Source organism: Myxococcus sp. XM-1-1-1, from assembly GCF_020037095.1.
GTDB classification, from domain to species: domain Bacteria; phylum Myxococcota; class Myxococcia; order Myxococcales; family Myxococcaceae; genus Myxococcus; species Myxococcus fulvus.
Genome location: NZ_JAIQDH010000074.1, coordinates 1 through 939 on the forward strand (window position 1 = coordinate 1; position 939 = coordinate 939).

Consider the following 939-nt stretch of genomic DNA (forward strand, 5'->3'; position numbering starts at 1 on the left):
TGAGCAGACCCTGGCCGGGCTGTTCGAAGCGACGGTGGCCGCTGGACCTGACGCGGTCGCGGTGGTCGACAGTGCCGGGGAGTCACTGACGTACGGGCAGCTCAACGAGAGAGCGAATCAGCTGGCGCACCACTTGAGGGGAGTGGGAGTGGTCCCCGAGGTGAGGGTGGGGCTGAGCGTGGAGCGCTCGTTGGAGTGGGTGGTGGCGGTGCTGGGGGTGGTGAAGGCGGGAGGAGCGTACGTGCCGCTGGAGGGGAGCAACCCGGCGGAGCGAATGAGGTGGATGAAGAGGGAGGCGGGGGTGGCGGTGGTGGTGGGCCGCGAGGAGTTGGTGGAGGAGGTGGCGGAGAGCGCGGACGTGGTGGTGAGCCTCGACGCGGACGCGGCGTTGATTGGACGTCAGCCAAAGAGCAACCCGCCGCTCCGAGGAGATGGAAGCAGTCTGGCGTACGTCATGTACACGTCGGGAAGCACGGGGACGCCGAAGGGCGTGGGCGTGCCGCAGAAGGCAGTGGCGAGGCTGGTGAAGGGAGCCACGTACGCGAGCTTCAGCGCGGAGGAGGTGTGGTTGCAGTTGGCGCCGGTGGGCTTCGACGCGTCGACGCTGGAGGTATGGGGCGCGCTGCTGAACGGAGCGAAGCTGGTGGTGTACCCGGCGAAGGAGCTTGCGCTGGAGGAAGTGGCGGCGACGCTGAAGGCGCACCAGGTGACGTCGCTGTGGCTGACAGCGGCGCTCTTCGAGCAGATGCAGGCGTACCAGCTGGAGGCACTGGCGGGAGTGAAGCAGGTACTGGCGGGAGGAGACGTGCTGCCGGTGCAGCGGGTGAAGGAGCGGCTGCGCGCGGGAGGCACGCTCATCAACGGGTACGGCCCGACGGAGAACACGACGTTCACGACGACGTGGAGGATGCAGAAGGAGTCGGACGTCGGAGAGAGAGG

At 67.9% G+C, this 939-nt stretch carries 1 protein-coding gene; it reads left to right on the forward strand.

Translation table 11 applies throughout. The features are described from left to right. Nucleotides 1-939 (forward strand): AMP-binding protein (locus tag K8640_RS42365; RefSeq protein WP_223752281.1); only part of this gene is annotated, 939 nt, incomplete at both ends.